The sequence below is a fragment of the Vibrio sp. 10N.222.48.A3 genome (genome assembly GCF_041475345.1).
Classification (GTDB): Bacteria; Pseudomonadota; Gammaproteobacteria; order Enterobacterales; family Vibrionaceae; genus Vibrio; species Vibrio tasmaniensis_A.
This window is the reverse complement of sequence record NZ_JBFRVX010000449.1, coordinates 1-5,602: the sequence shown is the minus strand read 5'-3', so window position 1 is coordinate 5,602 and position 5,602 is coordinate 1. Positions and strand designations below refer to the sequence as shown.

Below are 5,602 nucleotides of genomic sequence, written 5' to 3'. Positions count from 1 at the left end.
CTCTTAGGCTTGAAGGCTTGCCTTGTTTCTCAATAAATTCAGGGCTTGCGACAAAAATACGTTGAAGAACCATCACTTTACGGGCAACCACGTTTGCATCGCTCAACGTACCACCATGCATAGCGAGGTCTAACCCTTGACGGTACATGTCGACAAAGCCGTTACTAATGTTGCGAATATCAAGCTCAACTTTAGGATACATATCTTGGAATTTAAACAGAGTCGACTGCATGATATCGCTGGTTTCAGGCAATAGACCAATCTTAATTTGTCCGTGTGCAACCTCTGACAGGTTGGAAGCGACATGGTTTGCTTTGTCGAGCGCACTCAATGCATTGAGTAATTCTTTGTAATAGAGCTCGCCAGATTTGGTTAAGGAGAGGCTTCGTGTGGTTCTAAAGAACAGTTGAATGCCGAGAGATTTCTCAAGGTCGTTAATTCTACGGCTAACGTTAGCTCGCGGAAGGTCAAGAGCATTAGCGGCGGCAGTAAAACTACCCAGTTCGACAACGGTGGTGAACAACTTAAGATCTTCGATTTTCATAGGGTTGGTTTCGAATTTGGGTATTGGATGACAACAGTTATCGTATATCAAATAGTACATAAAATCGAAAAAACAACGAATAATTAATAACCTATTGGTGTGTATGAGACACATGTACTCAGGTGACTTAATGAAAAACGAAATCACCTCATCGATACAATCAATAAGTACGGCGTTTATTTAAAAGTATGCATGATGTAATATCTTCGCGAATATAATGTTTGAGACTACTTATGTATAATTTATCTATGAAAATGAAGATGCTTTTGTCTGCAATTGTACCAGCGATGTTGGTTGCGATTGTGACTCTAGTCATTGTTATTAACTCCCAACTATCGGCTCTTGAATATGAAATTCAAGACTACCAAACGGTCTTAACCGATGAACGTAAGAACAATATTGAAGATGCAGCTACTATCGCTCAATCTGTAGTTGAAGATGTAGTTCGACGTTTTGGTACAGGTCAAGAAGCACAAGAAGCGGTTAGATTCGCGTTAAAAGAAGCGCGTTTTTCTAATGGCAGCGGATACTTCTTTGTGTTCGACGAAAACGATCACTACATTGTTCACAGTCTAAAGCCCCAACTTGAAGGTAAAGATGGCGGCGGTTTAAAAGATCCGAATGGCATCAAAATCACGGTTCGCCTACATGAACAGGCGACAAGAGGTGGTGGTTTCATTGAATACATTTACGACAAGCCTGGATCGTCTGTCCCTCAACCAAAAATTGCGTACGCTGCTCCTATTTCTGGAACAGGTTGGTTCTTAGGAACGGGTCTGTATATTGATGACATTGCTAAGGCTACAGAGGTTTACCGTCAAGAAGCCAGTGAGCGTATGGAAACGCAAATTTCAACAATTGTCATTACTGCGCTTGCATTAGTAGCCCTAACTTGTCTGATCATGTCTTATGTCGCTTCGCGCATGATTGCCCCAATCAAAGACATGCTTAACACCTTTATCGACATTGCAAATGGTGAAGGTGATCTTACCCATCGAATTAATGTGTCGGGTACAGATGAAATTGGACAATTAGGTAAAGCATTTAACCAGTTTATCGGCAAGCTCCACAATATTATTACTGATGTTTCGAAAGCTACAAATAATGTTACGACGGCCACTGACCAAATAAGTAGCCAAACGGTTCACCTAAGTAATCAACTTCAAGAGCACAACCACGAGACAGAGCAGGTGGTGACAGCTGTTACTGAGATGAGTAGTACAGCAAACGAAGTGGCACAAAGTGCTCATCAAGTGGCTAGTGCAACGAATGAAGCTAACAATGACGCTCATAATGCTCAAAACCTTGTGCAAAAGTCGACGCAATCTATTGGCTCTTTAGAACAGAATGTGGTGACCACAAGTCAACACATGAATTCACTCCACGACCAGTCTAAAAAGATAGATGGTGTGTTACAGGTTATTGGCGAGATTGCAGAACAAACTAACTTACTAGCACTAAACGCAGCGATCGAAGCCGCGCGAGCAGGTGAGCAAGGTCGAGGCTTTGCTGTAGTAGCAGACGAAGTACGTAACCTTGCAAGTAGAACTCAAGGTAGTACGTTAGAGATTAAGACCATGCTTGATGAACTTCATAAGTTGGTTGAACAAGCGGTCTCTTCGATGGGTGAAAGTAGCAATACTTGTCAGGATGTTGTGACTTCATCAAATGATATATCAGCGGGTTTAAATGATGTTAGCACCGCTGTAGCCTCAATCAATGCAATGACCGACCATATAGCAACTGCGGCAACAGAGCAAAGCTCAGTAACGGAAGAGATAAACCGTAACTTGGTGACTATACGTGACATTGTAAGTTCACTGCTGATATCGAGTGAAACATCAAGTACCGCTGTGGATGAACTTAAACAGGCTGGTGGGCAATTAAGCCAACTTGTTGGTCAATTTAAGCTTTAGATACTAAATAAGCATAAACACTCCAATATAAATTAAAAGTGGCGACCAATTGTTAAGCAATTTGGTCGCCACTTTCTATCAAGCGTCAAGAGTTACATATCCTTAAGTAGACTATAAAAAACATCCATCACCGCGAACACATCTCACCTATTGTCCACGTCCATCGACCATTACTATGATTGTTTTAGAAATGATGCTGAGATCAGCCACAATCCAAGATTTCATAGAGCACAGACTCAGTGCATAACTGTGGTCAAAGCCCACTTTACGACGTACATCATCAATACAGGTATCATAACCTTGATTTACTTGTGCTAGCCCAGTAATACCGGGCATTACGCCGTATGTACGGTCAGCAAAGTAGGGGATTTCGTTCTCTAGTTTGGTGTAAAAAGTAGGGCGTTCAGGACGTGGGCCAATTAGAGACATCTCACCTTTCAATACATTGATCAGTTGTGGCAACTCATCAAGACGCGTCTTTCTTAAAAATCGGCCAACGGGTGTGATTCGTGGGTCATTCGCCGTAGCCCAAACGGCACCAGAACGCGTTTCTGCATCTTCGTACATACTACGGAATTTCATGATCTCAAAGATTTCCATTTTCTCCGGTGTCGATTTACCAACACGCAGTTGACGGTAGAAAATCGGGCCACGAGAAGTGAGTACAATAGCCATCGCAATCAATGGAAATACGGGCGCTAGCAAAATCAAAGCAATCAGTGAACTCACGAAATCGAAAGTACGTTTAGCACGTGAGATTTTGTATTGGTATAAGTTTTGAGTAGATAGCTGTTCAATGTTCATCATAATAAGTCCTTAATGATTCGCTCGTGTCCAAGGTGAGTTTTCTAGCCCGACTAGGTAACGAATGCCACCAATGAAGTTGGCATAGTGTCCAACTATCAAATAAGAGATTAATGAAATAGGTTTATTTACGAGACGCTTTGGCAAGATGCAGCCAAGTACGCCAATGGTATACACGGCAACTTGAGCCCATAACAACACTTCAAATATCAAGTAGTTGTTAAGTAAGATTGAGCACACCAAGCACACAATCATTAAATATGGAGTGAGTAGACGAAGTCCTTTTCCAGAGAAGAACGCAAACGCGATGCCTTTGAACTTCGGGCTGAACAAGCCAAACAATCGAATCGCTTGTTGCATGTTACCCGCTGAAATACGAAGTCTTCTTTTGAAATCTGTTTCTAAATTTGATTCTTCTAGTTCCAGTGCGACCATTTGTGTTTCGTATTCTGCGATGTAACCTTGTTTAACGATTCGCATCGGTAGGATGAAATCATCATTAATAGTGTTGAGTGGAAGCAGTTCGAACAGGTGTGTTCTAAACAAGTAGAAAGCGCCATGAGAACCTAAGCTCGAACCTAATGAAGCTTCTGACTCTTTAACGGCGGTTTGAAACTGCCAATAGGTATTTTCACCTTCGTTACCTGTTGGGCAAAGCTGATACGTTGCGTTTACCACGCCAACCTTGTCACTTACAAAGTGAGCGGCGGCAATAAGCAGCGCATCCAATGAAATAAGGGCTGACACATCACTCAGAGCCGTGATGTCGCTGTTTATGCTTGTCACTTCTTCATTGATAACCGCAACTTTCCCTCGGTTGGTTTTGTGGTCATGTATCTCGAAATAGATATCGCTGCACATCGCTTCTTGAATCGTCATTTGAGCGATTTTTACCGTGTCATCAGTACAACCATCACAAGCAATAATCACTTGTAACTTCTTTTTTGGGTAATCGAGTGAAGCAAGATTACGGATCTTGTCTGCGATCCATTGCTCTTCGTTAAATGCCGGTACAAGAATGGTGATGGTGGGTAGTGTGCAATCTTGTTGTTCGTCTTTATAACAACGGTGGCTCTCTTCAATCTGACGCGCCGGGTGACTTTTCGCATACCAACGTAGTAACAGTGGATAGGCGGCGTGATGGTAGACAATCAGCGCACCAGAGAATAAGCAAAGTCCTGCAAGCAACCAGTCGATCATGCGCAAACTCCTTCTGAGATGTCGTTGTAAGACGAAACCATTTTGATGATATCGAAGTTGTCGAGAACGTAACGACGAGGTGACAAAAAGCGTTCATTTTGTTTTTCTAATAGCGCACTGGCTAATCCGGCAATGCTGCCACTTTTGACGAGGGAACTGCTGATGGGACATAAGGTTTCATCAACCGCACCGACGTTCATCGCGACGGTTGGAATGTTACATGCTTGGGCTTCGAGTGTAGAAAGAGGAAGCCCTTCGTGGCGTGAAGGTAGGCAGAAGGTATCCAGCGCTCCGTAAAAGGTGGTCATGTCATCCACTAAGCCAAGAAAGATCACACGTTCGCTGAGATTCAAGCGGTCAGTGAGTTGTTTCAGTTGATTGCGTTTTGAACCATTACCAGCCAGTGCGACAACGGTATTTGATGGCAGTAGAGCAAGTGCCTTAATCAGCTGGTCTTGACCTTTCACGTGCTCTAAACGCCCCGCACAACCAATGATGTATTTGTCGGTTGGTAGGTTGTGCTTTGCTCTCGCGTCTGCTTTTGACATCGGTTTAAACTTCTCACAATCTACGCCGTTTTTAATCGTGATGATGTTTTTGTATGAAAACGCACAACGTAACTGATTGTAAACGCGTGTTGCATCGGCCACTAACGTTGGTTGAGCCGCTTTCAATGCAAGGGCTTGTAAGCGACGACGTTTGTTATTTTTCAAATGCCAAGCATCATGCTCGGTATGAATTCGAGTAGGAACCCCAGTTACACGGGCAGCGTAACCCGCGTAGAGCAGTGGGCCTATGTGATGCGTGTGAACAACATCAGGTCGAATACCGTTAAATGCTTTCATCAATTTGATGATGATACTGAATTGTACGCCTGGTGCTTTATCCAAAAAGACGATTTGATTTTGATACTGCTTTAATTTAGGCCAGTTGTTGATCGAGTCTTCTTTTGTTCCTTCTAAACTGACAATCAACACTTGGTCTGTTGGTTTAGCAAGGCGCAGCAAATCTAACGTTAGGGTTTCTAATCCGCCGGGAGCGAGGTGCTGAACAACGTGTATGATCTTTTTACACGTTGTTCAGCACCTCGCTCCCGGCGGATTAGAAACCCTAACGTTAGATTTGCTGCGCCTTGCTA

The 5,602-nt window shown here is 43.1% G+C and carries 5 protein-coding genes; 1 reads left to right on the top strand and 4 read right to left on the bottom strand.

What is annotated here, in order from left to right; genetic code table 11:
• Positions 1-544: LysR family transcriptional regulator (locus AB4653_RS13580; protein WP_372104431.1), on the bottom strand; the 544-nt coding region annotated here is incomplete at its 3' end.
• Positions 545-777: 233 nt separating this feature from the next.
• Here AB4653_RS13580 and AB4653_RS13575 point away from each other — a divergent pair.
• On the top strand, positions 778-2,460 hold the full coding sequence (locus tag AB4653_RS13575; RefSeq protein WP_009846773.1) for a methyl-accepting chemotaxis protein: 1,683 nt from the start codon (positions 778-780) through the stop codon (positions 2,458-2,460).
• Positions 2,461-2,607: 147 nt separating this feature from the next.
• Here AB4653_RS13575 and AB4653_RS13570 read toward each other — a convergent pair whose 3' ends face one another.
• Genes AB4653_RS13570 through AB4653_RS13560 form a run of 3 tightly spaced genes read right to left on the bottom strand, consistent with a single transcriptional unit; the run spans position 2,608 to position 5,528 of the window.
• Positions 2,608-3,267 carry a sugar transferase gene (locus tag AB4653_RS13570; RefSeq protein ID WP_017097829.1) on the bottom strand — a complete coding sequence of 220 codons (660 nt, stop codon included), beginning with the start codon at positions 3,265-3,267 and terminating at the stop codon, positions 2,608-2,610.
• Positions 3,268-3,276: 9 nt separating this feature from the next.
• The gene (locus AB4653_RS13565) at positions 3,277-4,464 is read right to left on the bottom strand and encodes a glycosyltransferase family 2 protein (protein ID WP_009846771.1); all 1,188 of its coding nucleotides are present in this window, start codon (positions 4,462-4,464) and stop codon (positions 3,277-3,279) included.
• Complete coding sequence (locus AB4653_RS13560; protein ID WP_372104434.1) at positions 4,461-5,528, bottom strand: glycosyltransferase; 1,068 nt, start codon at positions 5,526-5,528, stop codon at positions 4,461-4,463. Before AB4653_RS13560 ends, AB4653_RS13565 begins: the two co-directional genes overlap by 4 nt.
• Positions 5,529-5,602: the final 74 nt, after the last annotated feature.